Annotated in this window: 11 protein-coding genes; 9 read left to right on the top strand and 2 right to left on the bottom strand. The window is 42.3% G+C overall.

Features of this window, described 5'->3' with window-relative positions; genetic code table 11:
- Window positions 1-294 precede the first annotated feature (294 nt).
- Together ACEN9X_RS01045 and ACEN9X_RS01040 are read left to right on the top strand one after the other, a co-directional pair.
- Window positions 295-1,725 (top strand): MBOAT family O-acyltransferase, encoded by a 1,431-nt coding sequence (locus tag ACEN9X_RS01045; RefSeq protein ID WP_413668640.1) that lies wholly within the window; start codon window positions 295-297, stop codon window positions 1,723-1,725.
- 3 nt (window positions 1,726-1,728) lie between these two features.
- The gene (locus tag ACEN9X_RS01040) at window positions 1,729-2,691 is read left to right on the top strand and encodes a hypothetical protein (protein WP_413668639.1); all 963 of its coding nucleotides are present in this window, start codon (window positions 1,729-1,731) and stop codon (window positions 2,689-2,691) included.
- Between the two features lie 115 nt (window positions 2,692-2,806).
- On the opposite strand, the gene ACEN9X_RS01035 is transcribed toward ACEN9X_RS01040, so the two are convergent.
- Window positions 2,807-4,228 carry a pectate lyase family protein gene (locus ACEN9X_RS01035; RefSeq protein ID WP_413668638.1) on the bottom strand — a complete coding sequence of 474 codons (1,422 nt, stop codon included), beginning with the start codon at window positions 4,226-4,228 and terminating at the stop codon, window positions 2,807-2,809.
- Window positions 4,229-4,587: 359 nt separating this feature from the next.
- A complete protein-coding gene (fbp, locus tag ACEN9X_RS01030) occupies window positions 4,588-5,625 on the bottom strand; it encodes a class 1 fructose-bisphosphatase (RefSeq protein WP_413671169.1) in 1,038 nt (345 codons plus the stop codon).
- Window positions 5,626-7,179: 1,554 nt separating this feature from the next.
- On the opposite strand from fbp, the gene ACEN9X_RS01025 reads away from it, so the two are divergent.
- The 7 genes from ACEN9X_RS01025 to ACEN9X_RS00995 all read left to right on the top strand — a co-directional run bounded on the left by ACEN9X_RS01025 (window position 7,180) and on the right by ACEN9X_RS00995 (window position 18,333).
- Window positions 7,180-7,950, top strand: a complete 771-nt coding sequence (locus tag ACEN9X_RS01025) for a TolC family protein (RefSeq protein ID WP_413668637.1) — start codon at window positions 7,180-7,182, stop codon at window positions 7,948-7,950.
- 11 nt (window positions 7,951-7,961) lie between these two features.
- Window positions 7,962-9,041: an efflux RND transporter periplasmic adaptor subunit gene (locus tag ACEN9X_RS01020; protein ID WP_413668636.1), complete on the top strand. Its 1,080-nt coding sequence runs from the start codon at window positions 7,962-7,964 to the stop codon at window positions 9,039-9,041.
- Window positions 9,038-12,100: an efflux RND transporter permease subunit gene (locus ACEN9X_RS01015; RefSeq protein WP_413668635.1), complete on the top strand. Its 3,063-nt coding sequence runs from the start codon at window positions 9,038-9,040 to the stop codon at window positions 12,098-12,100. The genes ACEN9X_RS01020 and ACEN9X_RS01015 overlap by 4 nt, the downstream gene beginning before the upstream one ends.
- A gap of 218 nt (window positions 12,101-12,318) precedes the next feature.
- Window positions 12,319-15,045, top strand: coding sequence for a TonB-dependent receptor domain-containing protein (locus ACEN9X_RS01010; RefSeq protein WP_413668634.1), 2,727 nt, complete (start codon window positions 12,319-12,321; stop codon window positions 15,043-15,045).
- A gap of 13 nt (window positions 15,046-15,058) precedes the next feature.
- Window positions 15,059-16,267: a right-handed parallel beta-helix repeat-containing protein gene (locus ACEN9X_RS01005; protein WP_413668633.1), complete on the top strand. Its 1,209-nt coding sequence runs from the start codon at window positions 15,059-15,061 to the stop codon at window positions 16,265-16,267.
- A gap of 25 nt (window positions 16,268-16,292) precedes the next feature.
- The gene (locus tag ACEN9X_RS01000) at window positions 16,293-17,294 is read left to right on the top strand and encodes a YncE family protein (protein WP_413668632.1); all 1,002 of its coding nucleotides are present in this window, start codon (window positions 16,293-16,295) and stop codon (window positions 17,292-17,294) included.
- A gap of 7 nt (window positions 17,295-17,301) precedes the next feature.
- Window positions 17,302-18,333: a metallophosphoesterase gene (locus tag ACEN9X_RS00995; RefSeq protein WP_413668631.1), complete on the top strand. Its 1,032-nt coding sequence runs from the start codon at window positions 17,302-17,304 to the stop codon at window positions 18,331-18,333.
- Window positions 18,334-18,481: the final 148 nt, after the last annotated feature.

Below are 18,481 nucleotides of genomic sequence, written 5' to 3'. Positions count from 1 at the left end.
AATTGTAAATCTGGCTGCATTTTAAGCGTTTAAAGATGTAAAAGGATATAAATTACTTTACATTTTAGTTGGGTATGGAGTAATGGTAAAATAGTTGGGGGTATTTCTTGTTAAATGAGTGGGGGACAGATTTACATAAGGTTACCATACTGTATTCCTGAATTTGAAAATTCCGCGCCATATTTTGGTTGTGAAGTTTGTTGCCTGATTTTACAGAATGATATACGATTGCAGCTACACTGTTTTATATCATTTAATTTTCAGTTAGGTTTAATTAACCAATAGGACCTGACAATGATATTCAACTCATTTACATTTCTGCTGTTTTTTCCTGTAGTAACAGTTTTATATTTCCTGTTACCGCATAAATTCAGATGGCTGTTGCTGCTTTCGGCAAGCTGTTATTTTTATATGTTCTTTAAGGCTATATATATCCTTATCCTGTTTTTTACTATAATTATTGACTATACCGCAGGTATCTACCTTGAAAAAGTTAACGACCCTAAAAAGAAGAAACTGCTGTTAATACTTAGCCTTACGGCAAATATTGGGGTACTGGCCGTATTTAAATATTTCAACTTTTTTAATGCCAATTTATCGGGGATATTATACTGGATGGGGTACACTAACCCAATCCCGTTTTTACAGATCCTGCTCCCAATAGGCTTGTCATTTCACACTTTTCAGGCCATGAGTTACACCATTGAAGTGTACCGGGGGCACCAAAAGGCCGAGCATCATTTCGGTATTTATGCTTTATATGTAATGTTTTATCCGCAACTGGTTGCAGGGCCAATCGAGCGACCACAAAATCTGTTGCATCAGTTTAAAGAGGACCATCATTTTAATACGCTCGATGTTTCTGAAGGGTTAAAAAGGATGCTGATCGGTTTTTTTAAAAAAGTTGTTGTTGCCGACAGGTTATCTATATATGTAAAAACGGTTTTTAGCAATTATCCAGAGCACGGATCGGCCACAATTGTGCTGGCCTCTTTGTTTTTTGCGGTGCAGATCTATTGTGATTTTTCAGGGTATTCGGACATAGCCATAGGAAGCGCCCGGGTAATGGGCTTTAAATTGATGGAAAACTTCAGGAGGCCATATTTTGCAAAAAGTATAAGCGAGTTTTGGAGCAGGTGGCATATTTCGCTTTCAACCTGGTTTAAAGATTATGTGTATATCCCTTTAGGTGGTAATCGGGTTAGTAAAGGTCGCTTGTATTTTAATCTGTTTGCGGTGTTCATGATCAGCGGGTTGTGGCATGGCGCCAACTGGACATTTATTGTGTGGGGCGCTTTACACGGGTTTTACCTCATCTGCGGAATGGCGACTCAAAAATGGAGGGCTACCCTGGCGGATAAAATGGGTTTAGGAACTGGTTTTTGGGCTAATTTTTTAAACATCTCCTTTACAATTTTGCTGGTTACCGTAAGCTGGATCTTTTTCAGAGCTGTTTCATTACAACAGGCCTGGGGTTTGTTAAAAGGAGTTTTTGTTTATAAATCAGGCTTTTTTATAGGCGAACCTACTTACTTTTTATATGATTTTATGGCGATAGCTGCCTTGTTTCTTTATGAATTAAAACAAGAGTACAATCTTCATTCACTACGTTTTCTGCATAATGAAAATTGGGGGGTCCGCATGGCTTCCTATTTAGGGTTGATTTTTGTAATCCTGCTGTTTGGCGTTTTTGATGGCGGGCAGTTTATTTATTTTCAGTTTTAAATTATGAAGCAGTTGAAAGCAAATAGCAATAAATTTTTTACCAGGTTGCTCATCATGGTGATAGCTTTTGTAGCCATTGATCAGATAACCGGAGCGATGCTTTATTATTTTTTTACTCACCAGGCTTCGGGCGAATATGCTGTGGCTAATCATGTAGTTTATAATTTAAATGAGGATGTACTGGTGTTAGGGAGCTCAAGGGCTTCGCATCACTATAACTCTTCATTGATAAAAGATAGTTTGAAATTAAGTTGTTTTAATGGGGGCAGGGATGGCGAGGGGCTTTTATACAGTACCGCGATATTCGAGCTGGCATTGCAGCGCCGTATCCCCAAGGTGATTGTTTTAGATGTAACCAGCGATGTGTTAAGTGAAAAGGAAGATGAAAAAAGCAGGCTTTCTATACTATTGCCTTATTTAAAACAATCGAACATTGTTGGCAATATGATTGAAAAGAAAGGCAAATTGGAGTTGTTAAAAAGCCATCTTCAAACTTACCGCTATAATGGCCAGGTGGTTTCGATATTTCAACATTACTTTTTATCATCAGGAAACGCTGTTATGGGGTTTGATCCTCTGACTAATAAAATGGATGCAAGTAAGGTTTCAACCCGTACATCGCTTAAGCCATATTCCGACAGTATATCGGCCGATAATGTAGATGCGTTGAATTTGTTTATAAATGAGTGTAAGCAGCAAAAAATTCAATTGTTTGTTTTTGTATCACCAAGATATAATGATGATACCCAACAAAATTCTTACCTGAAAATGAAAAGTATCTGCAATAGCAACCATGTTATTTTTCATGATTTTACCAACGATGCATATTTTAAAAACCCGGAATATTACTCGGACAGGGCGCACTTAAACAGTAGGGGAGCCAATTTGTATACCGATACAATTGTGGCTTTCATGAAGAAAAGATTGAAGCCGGCAGTTAACGTTCAATACCTTAGCAATAACTAAACCCGTACCCTCAATTAATATTGCGCAGTGCACTCCGAAGCTACGAAAAAGGCCGCCTTATGATAACACATAAAGCGGCCTTTTGCTTAACCAAGCTTGGGGTGAATAATTTTAATTAATTAACTGTTTTAACACCAGCACCTGCTGTTACAACTGCCGGAACGTTTGCAGCAGCATCAAGCAATGTGCTATAAGCGTAAGATGGAGTCCAGCTTGATAGAGATGAGGTAATGTCGTTGGCACCGCAATTAGAATAAATGTTGGTTGATGTACCGCTGAAGTAACCTACAGGGTCGCCGTCTAAGTTAGTAGTAAGTGGTTTTTTACAGCCTGAGAAATACTCATTATCTGTCCTTACTGTACCACCATACCTTGCGCCGATAGAATAACCATCATTGTTTAAGTGGTAGTTGTTGTACATGTGGATGCTACCGAATACCAAAGTTGGTTCCCTTTCAGATACATTGTACCAGTAGTTGTGGTGAACTGTAACGTGTAGTTTGCCGGTGTTGGCTGCAACAGCATCGCTTGTTACCGAACCAATAAGCAATGACAGGTAGGTGTCATGGAATTTGTTCCATGAAATGGTTACGTAGTCAGAACCTTCGGCAACGCCGATGTCTTTACCCCAGTAATCCCAGCCATGGCTGCGGTCTGTAGCAAAATCGCAATGGTCAATCCAAACGTGGTTCGACTGGAATTTAACGTAAACACCGCATTCGGTTACGTAGTTTCTAAATGTAACGTTTTGGATAATGATATTGCTTACAGTGAACAGGTAAAGGTTCAGGCTTGATAAAACGGCGCCGGTTTTACCGATGATGGTGGTATTTGAACCAACATACACAGGAGTTAAGCCTGATCCGCTAATTGTTCCGGAAACATACACAATCTTTGGCGAATTGCCTGCCACGGCAGATTTGAACGCAGCAAGTGTGTTTACAGTTACTGTGGTACCACCTTTACCACCGGTTGTAGTTCCGTTAACAGCAGCGTAACCAGTTAATACTGTACTTAATACCGAGCCGGTTGCTGTTGTTGTTGAGTTACCTGTAGCAGGAGCAGTGGTTGTAGTACCGCTGCTTGCCGTACCGCTAAGGGTGTAAGTGTACTTTCTTCCGTTCGTGATCGGGCTGCTGTTGTCGGAAGTTGAGAAGTACAAACCGGTATCCCAGTGGCTGAAACGACCTTTACCGATGTCCCTGATGTCAGCGTGGAGCGAGTGGGCCGGACCTAATGCAACACCGTTTTCATAAACCTGGAGTGTTGAAGCGGTTGGAGCAGTGTTTGAATCTCCGCTTACAGAAATGGGGCTGATTTTGTAAGCATAGCCTTCATCTAACCGGATTGAAGCCGGAGCGATCGTGTAAACGGTAGGAGATGTGGCTGTTGTTGCCAGGCTTGCGCTGGCATTTAAATCATTAATTGGAACGGTTACTGGCGTCTCTGCATTTTTGGAGCAACTTCCAATCAGGATGAGCGTACTCAATGCCAAACTGCCAAAAGTCATTTTTTTTAAGGATTTTGTTTTTTGCATGTTATAATTTTTAATTAAGCCCTCGAAACGTGGTCTTATATTAAAAATTACCGTTAATTTTTTCCTAAAGATATAGACTAAAAGCTTAGATAGTTCAAAAGTGCCGATTCTGTTGTTTGAACGTATAAAATTGTGTGTATTTATAACACGTATAGTTGTAAAGAATTTCACACTTCATGACATTCGGATGACAATTTTAGTTCAAACGAAAAAACAATTTTCGTCATTTATTGTCTTACGATGGTCCGGATCTAAGTTTTGTCCAGCATTTTTAACCAACAATTAATGCCTGGAATTGTGAAGGAAACTTTACACAAAGCTGGTGCTTAACATGATCTCTATTACATTTTTTAAGGTCATTATTGAATCTTTACTTCCCCTTCAAACGATTTTACAAATAATTTAGGGGAGAATGATGACATAAATTCTTCAGCCTTGAGTACCATATCCATTGAGCCAATGAATATGGATGCGCGTTGGTGTAATTCCTTAACTTCAATCTCCATAATTCTTTTATACCCGTCTGATGCTTTGCCGCCGGCTTGTTCAATAATATAAGCCATCGGGTTACATTCATAAATGAGCCGTAGCTTTCCTTTCTTTGCACCAGTAGTGGGAGGATAGATAAAGATGCCGCCTTTTATCAAGGTACGGTGAATATCCGCCACCATCGATCCGGTATACCTGGAAGTATACGGCCTTTGAGTATCAGGGTCTTCTACCTGGCAATATTTAATGTATTTTTTTACCCCATCCGGAAAATGAATGTAATTGCCCTCATTTATTGAATAAATTGTTCCCGTTGCAGGTACGGTCATGTTAGGATGTGAAAGGCAAAACTCCCCAATGGAAGGATCAAGGGTAAAACCATTTACACCCTTTCCTGTAGTGTATACCAACATGGTTGAGGAGCCGTAAATAACATACCCGGCAGCTACCTGCTCGGTGCCAAGTTGTAATACATCTTCGTTGGTGGATGATTTGTCCTTCTCCGATTTTCGTCTGTAAATGGAAAATATGGTACCTACGCCTACATTTACATCGATGTTGGATGACCCGTCTAAAGGATCGAGTGCAACAACATAGTTTGCTTCTTTTGAAACATCCGAGTCAATAACCAGGTATTCATCATTTTCTTCCGAAACAACTATACAGCATTCCCCGCCGCTTCTTAAAGCCGCAATAAACTGCTCATTAGCATAAATATCCAGTTTTTTTTGCGACTCGCCCTGGATATTGGATGACCCTGCATCACCTAAAATATCTACAAGCCCGGCTTTATTAATTTCCCTGTTTACTATTTTAGCCGCGATCCCAATGTCACGTAACAACCGGGAAAGCTCACTTACGGCATTAAGTAAATCTTTATGCCTGAAGAACAACGAACTGAGCGCAATGCCGTCTGGCTTTCGGCGTCGACGTTTTTATCCAGCTTGTCGGGCAGAAGGATTTAACGAAACCGTTGCGAATATGCAAAACCACCATTAATCATGACGATCGTCCGAAATTGACCTGTTGATTACCAACAACGAGCGGTCAACAACGATCCGACGCGTATGGCCTGGATAACGATGGCTGGTGAAGGCGACTTAAACCAGAACGTTGTCGAACTGCAATGAATTGCCAGAACAACGTCACCTATCATTAATATTGCGCGTATTAACGACTGGCATAACGGATGGCGAGAAAGGATTGAAAACGAATGAGGAGCCTGGCTTTAGGGTCATCAGCAGACATGGCGATGTCCGGAGGATGGCGATGCGCTAAAACATCCGATCCGCAGCACATCGCCTGAAGCCACGAACAGCGTCCCTGCGTCCATGATATCTGGCCTCGCGACACTGTTTCTTTATTGCCTGCAGGTTGCGCCTTAACTGCCAGAAGCTGAAAAGGAAGCACTGGATACAGATCTGTTTGAGTGTCCGAGCAGGGGTGGTAAAGCTGCGATTCATCTGGTCAAACTCTAACCCTGATTCATTAAAACACGATCCAGCGCGAAGGAATGCCGATCTGGAGATCCACAGGTCACCGGCGCAACCTGAGCGAAGCGCGAGCGACACGTCGACGTGACGACAAAAGCGAGCTGCGTACCCGTCCACGGGAGAGCGCAGCGCCGCGGTTGCCTGGGGCGCAATGCACACGGTTTGTGTTTAATTGTGCTGGCGCCGCTGAAGATCTGCGATCAGTACAGTCGGTCCACAGTTTCGATCAACCATGGAAGACGATTGCCGTAACACTGGTGGTTCCACCGATGGCGACAACAGAATTAGTTAAACATTTTTGTTGGGATAAAAATATTCAGGTCTGCTGATATTACATATGATGCACTGACAGAGTTTGAAAGAATTGTTCTTTCATACTGGAAGATGAAACGATGTGATGTATGATTTGCTGAGATGAATGTCTGATTACAGCTGCATAAAGGATTTGCATACAAACCAAAGCAAACTAGCCAAAATGAGTTTGACGATTTGTATGTTTTGAATGTTTAAAACTAGAAACAAGCAATAAAAATAGCAATTTGATTGACAGCACAAGGTTTTGCTGAAGTGAAAGGGACATGTATTCTGAATTGACAGAGGGATGGTTTGAAAAATAAGATGAAAGGACTTATGAAGAAAATGATGACAAGAAATAAGACCGTTTAACCGAGATGAGGATGTATCAATTGAAAGCACACCCATTCCATACTGCACAAAACGACTCAACGAATCTTTGATATTTTTATGATAGCATTATATCTTCAGAACCACAAGTTTAATGAAGGTTTTAAAATCAGGCATATGAAATCTGATTAAAAGGAAGAATGATATCAACATATGGTGAAGAAATGTTTATGTGTTTTATAAGAGGATGAAATGTTTATTACAGATGACGATCCCATACAGCATAGCTTACTATGAAATGAAAGGAAGGTTTTAATCAAGGAAAACATCCGCGAAAATGAAAGCATGCTGCGCAACGGTGTACGGAACGGAACAGCGTTACTGCGCTCTCAAACTGAAAGAGAAAAAACAAACGCCGCTCTTATACAGGCACAGCATGGTACACAAAACGCCAAATCATATTTTAACTTTTTACTCAATCGTCCATTACAGGACACAATTATTGTTGAACCCGAAGCCATAGCAGATATTATCGCTACTCCTGATACCTCCGCAGGTACAAAACAGCGCGAAGAGTTAAAGCAATTACGTACCCTGCAGCAGGTTTACACGCTCGATTATAAATTGCAGCGCTCGGGCTTTATACCTAAGCTCAATACATTTATCGACCTGGGTTCGCAGGGCTTTGATTTTAACGTGAACAACAAAACCCGCTACTATTTATGGGGCGTAAACCTGCAGTGGGATATTTTTACAGGTGGACAGCGTAAATATAAAGCCGAACAATCAAGGGCCAACTTTAATGCCGCTACCGCGCAACTCGATCAAACCGAACAATCTTTACAATTACAGCTCGATCAGGCTTATCATAACTACCAATCGGCTAAAGCAGCATACAAAAGCGTTACCGCACAGCTTCAGTTTGCAGCTAAATATTATAATGATCAGCTAAAAGCTTATCGTGCAGGACAACTTCTATACCTTGAACTGGTAGATGCGCAGGACCAGCTAACAGGTGCGCGCCTGCAAATGGCCGGTGCACAGGCTAATCTTCAAATTGCCCTTGCCGAGCTCGAACGTGATCAGGCTACTTATCCAATTAATAACTCCAACTAAAACAGATCGATATGAAAAAAATTAAATACACCGGTTTATTGCTATGCATACCATTTATGTATGCCTGCAAATCGCATCCAGCCATTGTTAGTAACGACGGTGCTGCCGATACCATACCTGTACAGATCATGCAGTTGAAACAGCAAAGCAACAATGCGCCAATGGCCGTATCGGGGCAGTTCACTACAGACGATGAGGTAATGCTCTCCTTTAAAATTGGCGGCATTATCAGCAGCCTGAATGTAAAAGAGGGTGATGCGGTTAAAAGAGGTCAGTTACTGGCGACACTTAACCCCACCGAAATTAATGCTCAGGTACAGCAGGCCAGCCTCGCGACCGAAAAGGCACAGCGTGATTACCAGCGTATCCAAAACCTGTATAAAGACAGCGTGGCCACGCTTGAGCAATTGCAAAACAGTAAAACCACTTTGCAGCAAGCCCAGCAACAGCTAAAAACGGCAACATTTAACCGCCAATATTCAGAGATTCGGGCGCCGAAGGATGGCTATATTTTGCGTAAACTGGCCAATGTTGGCCAGCAGGTTATGGCAAGCACAGCCGTATTGCAAACCAATGGTGCAGAGGCAGGTAGGTGGATGTTGCGGGTTGGCATCAGTGATAGCCAATGGGCTGTGTTGCAGCTACATGACAAGGCAATTATTCAAACTACAGCAATACCGGGTCGGGAGTTGCAGGGCGCAGTTAGCCGCAAATCTGAGGGGGTGGATGCTGCAACAGGTACTTTTAGTGCAGACATCACTATAACCGGTAAAAGGCCTCAGGCAATTGCCGCCGGAATGTTTGGCAAAGCCGTTATAACTCCTGCACGGCCGGCAACTACAGAAAATGGTACCTGGCAAATCCCATATGATGCATTGTTAGATGGTGATGGCAACAGCGGTTATGTATTTGTAACCGATGATAACAAAACAGCTCGTAAAGTAAAGGTAACGGTTGCAGGTATCGACAAAAATACGGTAACCGTAAGCAGTGGCCTGGCCAATGCAAAGGCGTTGATCATATCAGGCTCGGCTTATCTTACTGACAATAGCGCCATTACAGTTCAATCACCTAAAACTGCTGCCAGATGAAGATTTCGGATTATGCTGTAAAAAACAGCCAGTTTACCCTCGTGATCTTTATCATGATCATTGTTTTAGGGATAACCACTATGCTTAACATGCCCCGCTCAGAAGATCCGGAGATGCACCCGCCTTCGTTCCTGGTTATTGTTAACTATCCGGGCACAAGTCCGCGTGATATTGAGGATAGGGTAGTAACGCCATTAGAGAAAACCATCGGAAGCCTGGACGATATTAAACGCATTCGTACTACCATTTCAAACGGTGTGGCTGTATTAAGGGTTGAATATAAATACAGTAGTAACATCGATTCCAAATACCAGGAAATAGTTCGCGAAGTAAATAATAAGCGAAGCGAGTTACCAACAGACGTGGCCGGTATTGAAATCCAGAAGCAACAGCCAACTGATGTAAACGTGTTGCAGGTCGCGCTGGTATCAGAAAATGCGGCCCGTAGCCAGTTGCAACATTACGCCGAGAAGCTACAGGACGAGTTAGAGAAAGTATCATCGCTTAAACAGGTGTTAATCTACGGTTTGCCCGGCCAGCAGGTACGTGTTGAGCTTGATCTGGAAAAAATGGCCCAGATGCACCTGCCGGTAAGTGCTGTTGTAAACAGTTTGCACAGCGAAATGGCCAGCATTCCCGGTGGCAGCATTGATGCGGCACACTTAACGTTCAATATTAAAAGTAATGACTATCGCAGTCTCGACGCCGTGAACGGAACAGTTGTTTATGCCGCCAACGGAAACAATATCTTACTGAAAGATATAGCTCATGTATACTATGGCTATGGTGAAGAAAAACATATCACACGCCTTAACGGGCATCGCTGCGTATTTGTGGTAGCTGCCCAAAAGGATGGCGAAAACATCAACAAAACCCAGGCCGATTATAGTAGGGTGCTTGCAAGCTTCAAAAAGCTGATGCCCGCTAATATCGATCTGGTACAAAACTTTGACCAGGCTGATAACGTGAACAGACGTTTAACAGGTTTGAGCCACGATTTTATCATCGCTATTTTATTGGTGGCCGTTACGCTGATGCCTTTAGGTTTTCGCCCGGCGGTTATTGTAATGATCTCTATCCCGCTTTCATTGGCAATAGGGATTGTATTGTTGCAGCTTTTCGGGTTTAACCTTAACCAGTTGAGCATTGTAGGCCTGGTTGTGGCGCTGGGGCTTTTGGTTGATGATAGTATTGTAGTGGTTGAAAACATTGAACGCTGGATGCTGGAAGGCCATAGCCGGCTTGAGGCTACTTTGAAAGCTACCGGGCAAATTGGTAAGGCTGTTGTTGGCTGTACTGTGATCCTCATTATTGCTTTTATGCCACTGGTATTTTTACCCGAAGGCTCGGGCGATTTTATCAGGTGTTTGCCGCTGGCAGTAATATTCTGTGTGCTGGCATCAATGCTGGTATCCTTAACTTTTATCCCATTTTTATCAAGCCGGTTACTGAAAAACCATACAGGTCATCCGGATGGCAATCTCATCATGCGGGGATTGAAAAAGCTCATCCATGGTAGTTATGCCCGTTTATTGGATAAAGCATTACAGAAGCCCTTTTTAACTATTGGCGTTGCAGTTGTATTGTTTACGGCCTCTATTTATTTATTCGGGGTTATTGGTTTTAGCCTGTTCCCATCTTCAGAGAAACCACAGTTCCTGATCAATATCACTACCCCCAATCAGTCTAATTTGCCTTATACCGATACTATTACAAGGCAGATAGAAAAACAGTTAAAGCAGGAGCCGCTTATAAAATACTATGCAACAAACGTAGGCCACGGTAACCCGAGAATCTATTACAATGTAATTGCTGAAAATAACCGCAGCGATTTTGCGCAGCTGTTTGTACAGCTTGATAATGATACCCGGCCGGATGAAAAGCTCGCCCTCATCCAGAAATTACAAAATCGCTGGGCCCATTATCCCGGTGCTAAGGTTGAGGTGAAAAACTTTGAACAGGGGCCGCCGGTAGTTGCACCGATAGAAGTGCGTTTATTTGGTGATAACCTGGATACCCTGCGTGCCTACTCGCTTAAAGTTGAAAAACTGCTGCATCAAACAGCAGGTACCATGTATGTAAATAACCCGGTAAGTTTGCTGAAGAGCGATATTCGCATAGCGGTAAATAAGGAAAAAGCACAGCAATTAGGTGTTAATTCCTTAGCTGTCGACCAAATTGCAAGGCTGGCTGTTACAGGGCTCGATATGGGTACGTACTATAACAACGATAACAAATACGGCTATACTGTTTTGCTTACCCGCATTAAGGAAGGCCGCCCAAGTATGGATGCGTTTCGCAACTTGTATGTGAACAATGCCCTGGGTAGCGCGCTGCCGCTTAACCAGGTAGCCAACCTGCAATTGGAAGCCTCGCCGGCGGTTATCAATCACCAGGAAAAAAAGCGTGTAGTATCGGTACAGGCCAACGTACAAAAAAGCTTTTTAGTGAGCCGGGTGATAGATGATGTAACACAAAAAATGGATAAGCTGAAATTGCCGCCGGGATACAGCTATGAAATGGGCGGTGAGGTTGAATCAAGAAATAACTCCTTTGGTGGTTTTATGAGTATTATCCTGGTAACTGTGTTTGTATTTGTGGCTGTATTGGTGCTGTTATTCAAAACCTTTAAAAGCACGCTCATTATCCTTTCTGTTATCCCACTTGGGGTAGTAGGGGCGGCCGTGGCACTTTGGGTTACAGGAAACTCGCTGTCGTTTGTGGCTATTATAGGTTTGATAGCGCTTGCCGGTATTGAGGTTAAGAATACTATTTTGCTGGTTGATTTTACCAACCAGTTGCGGCAGCAAGGCAGGAGTTTGCAGGATGCCATCCGCGAAGCTGGTGAGGTGCGGTTTTTACCTATTGTGCTAACTTCGCTAACAGCTATCGGCGGTTTAATCCCGATAGCCATTTCAACCAATCCGCTGATATCCCCATTAGCTATTGTGTTGATAGGAGGGCTAATCAGCTCTACCTTATTATCAAGGATTGTAACGCCGATAGTTTATGAGTTGATTCCGCCGGCTATTACGGTTGATGAGCAAACAGTTCAATAAAGTTATTAAACCCCGACGGCTCAATAAAAATGCCGCCGGGGTTTGTATAATTTGTTAACTTCATATGCTCAGTATGTGTTTAAATTATTCACAAAGCCGGCGATTAACGTTGCTAATGTTAATGTATGGTTATCAGTTGATTAACGATTTGGTAAAGGCGGGTTTATTCAGTATTACTCCAGATTTAGCATGGTGTTTTGTCAAAAAACACATGCCATATGATCAATAAAATTTACCTGTTATTCCTGTTAATCTTATTCACATCTATTGCTTCTGCACAAACAGGAGAAATAAAAGGACAAATAGTTGATGCGCAAACAAAAGAGCCCTTAACCGGCGCATTTGTTCATTTTGATAATAAAAACGGAGGTTCGGTTACCGATGCATTTGGTAACTATGCCATAACGGGTGTTAGCCCTGGCTCATATAAGCTTAAAGTAAAATATATAGGCTATACTGAGTACAAGCAGGATATCACCATTACGGCCGGCAAGGTGTCTGTAATGAATATTCCGCTTTCGGAAAAGCCCGAAGAGCTTAAAACAGTTAAAGTTTACGGAACAACCAGCGCTGAGTCAGAATCGTCGTCCCGCCGCAAGGAAAGCAAGGCCGACAATATTATTAACGTGCTGTCTGCACAGGCCATGCAAAGGTCGCCGGATATTAACGCTGCAAACTCCCTGCAACGCGTTTCTGCAGTAACCATCCAGCGTAATAGCGGCTCGGATGAAGCATATGCCATTATACGAGGTTTGGAGCCCCGTTATAATAACACTTTAGTTAATGGTGTTAAAGTAACCAGTCCCGATCCGGTTTCGCGGTTCATCTCATTAAGCATAGTTCCTTCAGATCTGCTGGAAAGTGTTGAAGTAAGTAAAAGCCTTACACCCGAAATGGAAGGCGACGCAATAGGCGGAACCGTGAACCTGGTTTTTAAAGATGCGCCCGAGTACGAGTATTTTAAGGCAAACGGCTCGATAGGTTACAGCGCCATTTTCTTTAACCGGAGGTTTGACGATTTTTATCACGGCGCAGTTCAAAGTAAAAGCCCGACCGAAAGATTTGGAGCTGCTTATAACGCTCCTCCGGGCTATTTTTCAAGGGCTAACCTTGACTTTACCAAGAAGAATGCCCCACCAACCGCATTACTCGGTTTTACTTACGGTCGCAGGTTCCTTAATAATAAGTTAGGGTTTATTATTGCCGATAGCTATCAAAACCAATTTTACGGAACAAATTCAGAATTTAACGTAGCCCAGCCTGATATCAGGCCAGGCAAGAACTTCCAGCCGGTTATTTCTGACGTGGCCAACCGGGCTTATTCAACCCAGCAATTAAACAATGGGTTGTCGGCTCATTTGGATTATAAGTTTGACGATAATAACAAGGTGAGTGTTGATAACGTTTTCCTTTATACTCATCTTGCGCAAACACGCCTAAGCATTGATACTTCCATATTGGGAGGTAACGGCGGTAGGATAGGGCCAGGAACAGGTACCGTGTTTAATGACAACCGTTCAAATATCCAAAACCAGTATGTTGAAAACCTTAAACTGAGCGGTAAGCATGTTATTGAAAAACATTTTCTTTTTGATTGGGCAGGTGTTTACAGCAATGCTACTCAAAACGCGCCGGACAGGGCCGATATATCCATCAACCATTTAATCAATCCCGATTTTACAAGTACCCCCGATTATTTTGATAATATATCAAGAATCTGGCAAAAGAGCGGCAATAAAGACCTTAGTGCTATGGCCAATATCGGGTACAAAACGGGCCTGGGCGAGAAAAGTGCTATCGAACTAAAAGCCGGTGGTCTTTACAGGCATAGTACGCGCTATAACCATCAAAACGAATACATTTTGCGGCCTGCGGCAACTGACAATGGCGGCAAAAGCGGCTTTACCGATATATATTCGGCCGATTTTGTAGTGTACAATCAAACAGGTACCGATCAGAGTGATAAAACCAATTATACAGCTTACGAAGATATCACTGCCGGTTATGGCGAAGTTAAACTTCTACTGGATAATTTAGCTGTTATTGGTGGTGTACGTATTGAAGGTACTAAACAGGGATATGATACCCATCCGGTGGTTCTGGATATCCGCAGTAATGCGAAAAAAACTTACACAGATGTTTTACCAAGTGTTCAGTTAAAATATAAGCTTACCGAAAATTCAAACTTACGGGCATCTTATTTTAAATCGATAGCCCGCCCGGCATTATATGAGCTGGTGCCAACCCCAACCCTTGGTGAAAGTACCGATGTTACCGGTAACCCGCTTGTAAAGCATACCGAAGCTGATAATTATGATATTCGCTATGAGCTGTTTCCTGGTAAAGAACAACAATTATTTATTGGAGGTTTTTACAAAAATATCACTAACCCAATTGAGTTTGCTTTAAATGATTCACAAAACGGGCAGCTTAATACCTCACCGCAAAACTTTGGTACCGCTAAAGTAACAGGCGCAGAAATAGTCTACAGTAAATATTTTGGCGATCTTGGGGTGTCAGGTAACTACACTTATACCTATTCTAACATAAAAACTACAAAGCTTTATACCTCTACCGATGCGAGCGGAGTATCTACAACGGTGCCCAGATTGCAAAGCCGTCCATTACAGGGGCAAACCGGTGATGTATTAAACCTGTCGTTATTATACAAAAATGATAAGCAAAAGGCTTTTGTTCAGTTAGCATATACCTATACCAGTAAAATGCTGTCGTTGATCTATCCAAATTATGGATATGATTACTATCAGCAACCGCAATCGTTCCTGGCATTATCAGGAGAAAAGCAGGTGGCCAAGCATTTTGTTTTAACAGCTAAGGTGAACAACCTACTCAACACACCTACAACAGTATTGATCAATAATCTTGTTCAATCAAAAGATTTGTACAATGTGAGTTTCAATTTAGGTTTCAGGTATTCATTATAAAAGCATCAAACCCATGAAAGTAAAATATATATTAATGTTGGCAGTCGGCTTTATAGCTACTGTAACCTTTAACAGCTGTAAAAAAGCTGAACTGACCACGTTTACTCAAATTAAGATCCCTACATCAAGTCCGATACAGCCGGGTAATATCAGCGGGTTTGTAAAAGGTACTTTAGTAACCGGGGAAACTTATACGGTAACTGCAGATGTTACCGTAAAAAAAGGTGATACGCTTTATGCGCAACCCGGCGCAAATGTTATTGTGAAAAACAATTCGCAGATTAATATTCAGGGCGTATTAAAGCTTGTGGGCACAAAAGATCAGCCGGTTTATTTTAACTCCGATTCAAACAAGCCCGGTACCTGGGGCGGTTTTCAATGTGATACAGCGCAGGCCATAACCATTATCTGGACGCACGTTGATAACACCGGCGGGCCCGATGCTTCCGGAAGTGCCCGAGGAACATTAAAAGTTAAGGCTGCCATAAACGTAGATATTGAAGATTCATGGTTTACCAACGGACAGGACGATTTGATGGCCTTGAGCAACCGTGCCAAAGTAACCATTTTAAGAAATACAATCAGCTCATCGGGCAGTACCGATGGAGAAGGCATTAACCTCAAAACAGGTGTTACCGGTACAGTAGCCTATAACGTAATTTTTAGCCAGGCAGGCTCAGGTGTTAAGCTTGAAACCAGTTCGAGCAAGCCCTTTCCGCAAACTGAAGTATATGTGTATAATAATACGCTGGTTTCAAACGGCTGGCGAAGGGGTTCGGCCGAACCGGGCAGGGCTGTTTCTGTGGGCGTGAATGCTATTGGCCATATTTTCAATAATATTATTGTTAACGATTATCGGGGAATTGAATTGTTTGACGATGGCGATATCGCACATACAACCTATGGAAATAACCTTTTTTACGCCACGGTTGATACTTATGCCGATTTAGTAGACCCCACTTTAAAGATCAACATCAGGGATGGATTTTATCCTCCATCTGGTTTAGGAAAACCTCAGCCTACCGATCTGATCTCAAAAAAGATAGGGGATAAGGATCCAATGTTCGTAAAGTTTGATGGCACGGTAGCAGCACCTAACGGCTATCCTAATACCAACGATTTTCGTTTACAAAGCACATCGCCGGCATTTAGCGCCGGCAATACGCAATACAACCTTGATCTGGGTGCTTATACCAGCGATGGTCAGGGTAATAAACATTAAGCATCAGTTTTAATACAACATCAACATGAAAAAAATAGCGTTTTTCTTTCTTTTAAATGCAGGCCTGTTTTTAGGTCTGTCAAATGCATCTGCGCAGAACTATGTATTGGATAAAACCATCGCTTTACCGGGAAATGGCGGTTATGACTATGTATTTATCGATCAGCCTAATCATACCTTATATGCATCGCACGGCACCGAAGTAAATGTAGTTGACCTGAAAACGGAAACTGTTAAGGGTACCATTGGCGATATGAAGGGTGTACACGGCATAGCTGTTGACAATGAGCTTAATAAAGGCTTTATAAGCGATGGTAAAGCTGATGAAGTTATCGTATTTGATATCAAAGCGCTGGCAGTTATTACGCGCATTCCGTTAGATCATAAAGGTGCCGATGCCATTATTTTTGATCCCTATTCAAAAAAGGTTTTCACGTTTAACGGACATAGCAGCAGCTCATGTGTTATCGATCCGGTGTTAATGAAACAAATTGCTGCAATTGACATGGGGGGCGCCCCTGAATTTGCAGTGGCCGATGGTAAAGGAACTATATACAACAACCTGGAAGACAAAAGCAGCCTGAATGTAATTGACACAAAAACATTAAAGATAACAAAAAATTATACTTTAAGTCCTTGTGGTGGCCCAACAGGTATAGCTATGGATAAAGCCAACCAAAAGCTGTTTACCGTTTGCCGCGAAAACAAGGGACTTAGCGTAGTTGATATCCCTACGGGCAAAGTGATCCAAACCCTGCCTATCGGTGCCGGTGTTGACGCAGTTGTATATGATCCGGCTCAAAAAATATTAGTAGCCTCAAATGGCGATGGAACTGCCAGCATCTTTAAACAAAATACCCCTGATACTTACAGTGCGGCACAAACTTTAACCACGCAATACCGGGCTAAAACCATGGCTATTGACCTGGATACACATAAGCTTTACTTCCCGGTTGCCGACTATGAACAGGGAACCAAAACCATGAAGCCCGGCACTTTTAAATTACTTGTTTATCGTCAGCAATAATATTGAAATGAAAAGAAGGGATTTTGTAAAAAATACTGCACTCTCCGCCATAGGTGCTTCGCTTATTGCACCTTTGGGTGCACTGGCCGCAAACAAAGTAACTCATTTAAAAAGTGAAGACCTGACCTTGCTGCCGGCAATTAAAGATGATTATTCCTTGCATTTTATGGCCCTGGGCGATTGGGGCCGCAACGGCGAATACGATCAGCTGGAGGTGGGTAAGCAGATGGGGATTTGGGGAGCGGCGCACCCAAATGATTTTGTAGTTTCTGTAGGGGATAATTTTTATCCTAAAGGTGTAATCAGCGAATTTGATCCCTTATGGCATTATTCGTTCGAGAATATTTATACCGCGCATTCACTGCAATGCGATTGGTACCCGGTTTTGGGCAATCACGACTACCATTCGGATGTTGATGCCCAGATCAAGTACAGCAAAATAAGCCGCCGCTGGAGTATGCCGGCACGGTATTACTCGAAAGAAATAAGCCTGAACAAGGCTAAAAATAACGAAGATGAAGCCGTCAAAAAAGAACCAAAGGAAAAGAAGCCTCAGGCTAAAGCGAAGGCGCTTTTGATTTTTATTGATACGGATCCTTTTTTACATGAAGCACAGGCCTCATATGTTAAAAAACAAATGCTATGGCTCAATCAGACTTTGTCAAACGCGTCGGAAGATATAAAATGGAAGATCGTGATAGGGCATCATCCTTATTATACAGTAGGGCCCCGCATCGAAAACTACGATACGTTAACTATGAGAAAAGCATTGACCGAAACTTTTGAAGAGCACAAAGTTGACGTTTATCTTTCCGGGCATGAGCATTCGCTACAACATCTGAAACCCGATGGCTTTACACATCAGTTTATTTCAGGTGCGGGTTCCGAACTTACAAAGGTTACGCCGGGTATTCCTTATAGCCGTTTCCAGGCGTCGGAACACGGGTTTATGTATTTTGCTCTGGACGAGAAACGATTAAACGTAAAGGCGATAAATTACCAGGGAGAGGTACTTTATCAAACGGAACTTACTAAATGAAAACGGGTTAACTTAAGGAGTTTTCCTGTGTAATCTGGTTTTTTTCAATTTACGTTTACAGCTTATCAAATGGTAAGCTGTAAACATAATAACCAATATTTGCCGACTGTGGTTGACAATCCTATTTTAATATAAGATGGGTTTTAAA

It is taken from the genome of Mucilaginibacter sp. Mucisp86, from assembly GCF_047324315.1.
Classification (GTDB): Bacteria; Bacteroidota; Bacteroidia; order Sphingobacteriales; family Sphingobacteriaceae; genus Mucilaginibacter.
Note: the sequence above shows the minus strand (reverse complement) of the source record. Positions and strands in the feature narration are given on the sequence as shown.

Coding starts and splice junctions, on each gene's coding strand:
- ACEN9X_RS01045 (WP_413668640.1), top strand. CDS start 295: ATGATATTCAACTCATTTACATTTCTGCTGTTTTTTCCTGTAGTAACA.
- ACEN9X_RS01040 (WP_413668639.1), top strand. CDS start 1,729: ATGAAGCAGTTGAAAGCAAATAGCAATAAATTTTTTACCAGGTTGCTC.
- ACEN9X_RS01035 (WP_413668638.1), bottom strand. CDS start 4,228: ATGCAAAAAACAAAATCCTTAAAAAAAATGACTTTTGGCAGTTTGGCA.
- ACEN9X_RS01025 (WP_413668637.1), top strand. CDS start 7,180: ATGCTGCGCAACGGTGTACGGAACGGAACAGCGTTACTGCGCTCTCAA.
- ACEN9X_RS01020 (WP_413668636.1), top strand. CDS start 7,962: ATGAAAAAAATTAAATACACCGGTTTATTGCTATGCATACCATTTATG.
- ACEN9X_RS01015 (WP_413668635.1), top strand. CDS start 9,038: ATGAAGATTTCGGATTATGCTGTAAAAAACAGCCAGTTTACCCTCGTG.
- ACEN9X_RS01010 (WP_413668634.1), top strand. CDS start 12,319: ATGATCAATAAAATTTACCTGTTATTCCTGTTAATCTTATTCACATCT.
- ACEN9X_RS01005 (WP_413668633.1), top strand. CDS start 15,059: ATGAAAGTAAAATATATATTAATGTTGGCAGTCGGCTTTATAGCTACT.
- ACEN9X_RS01000 (WP_413668632.1), top strand. CDS start 16,293: ATGAAAAAAATAGCGTTTTTCTTTCTTTTAAATGCAGGCCTGTTTTTA.
- ACEN9X_RS00995 (WP_413668631.1), top strand. CDS start 17,302: ATGAAAAGAAGGGATTTTGTAAAAAATACTGCACTCTCCGCCATAGGT.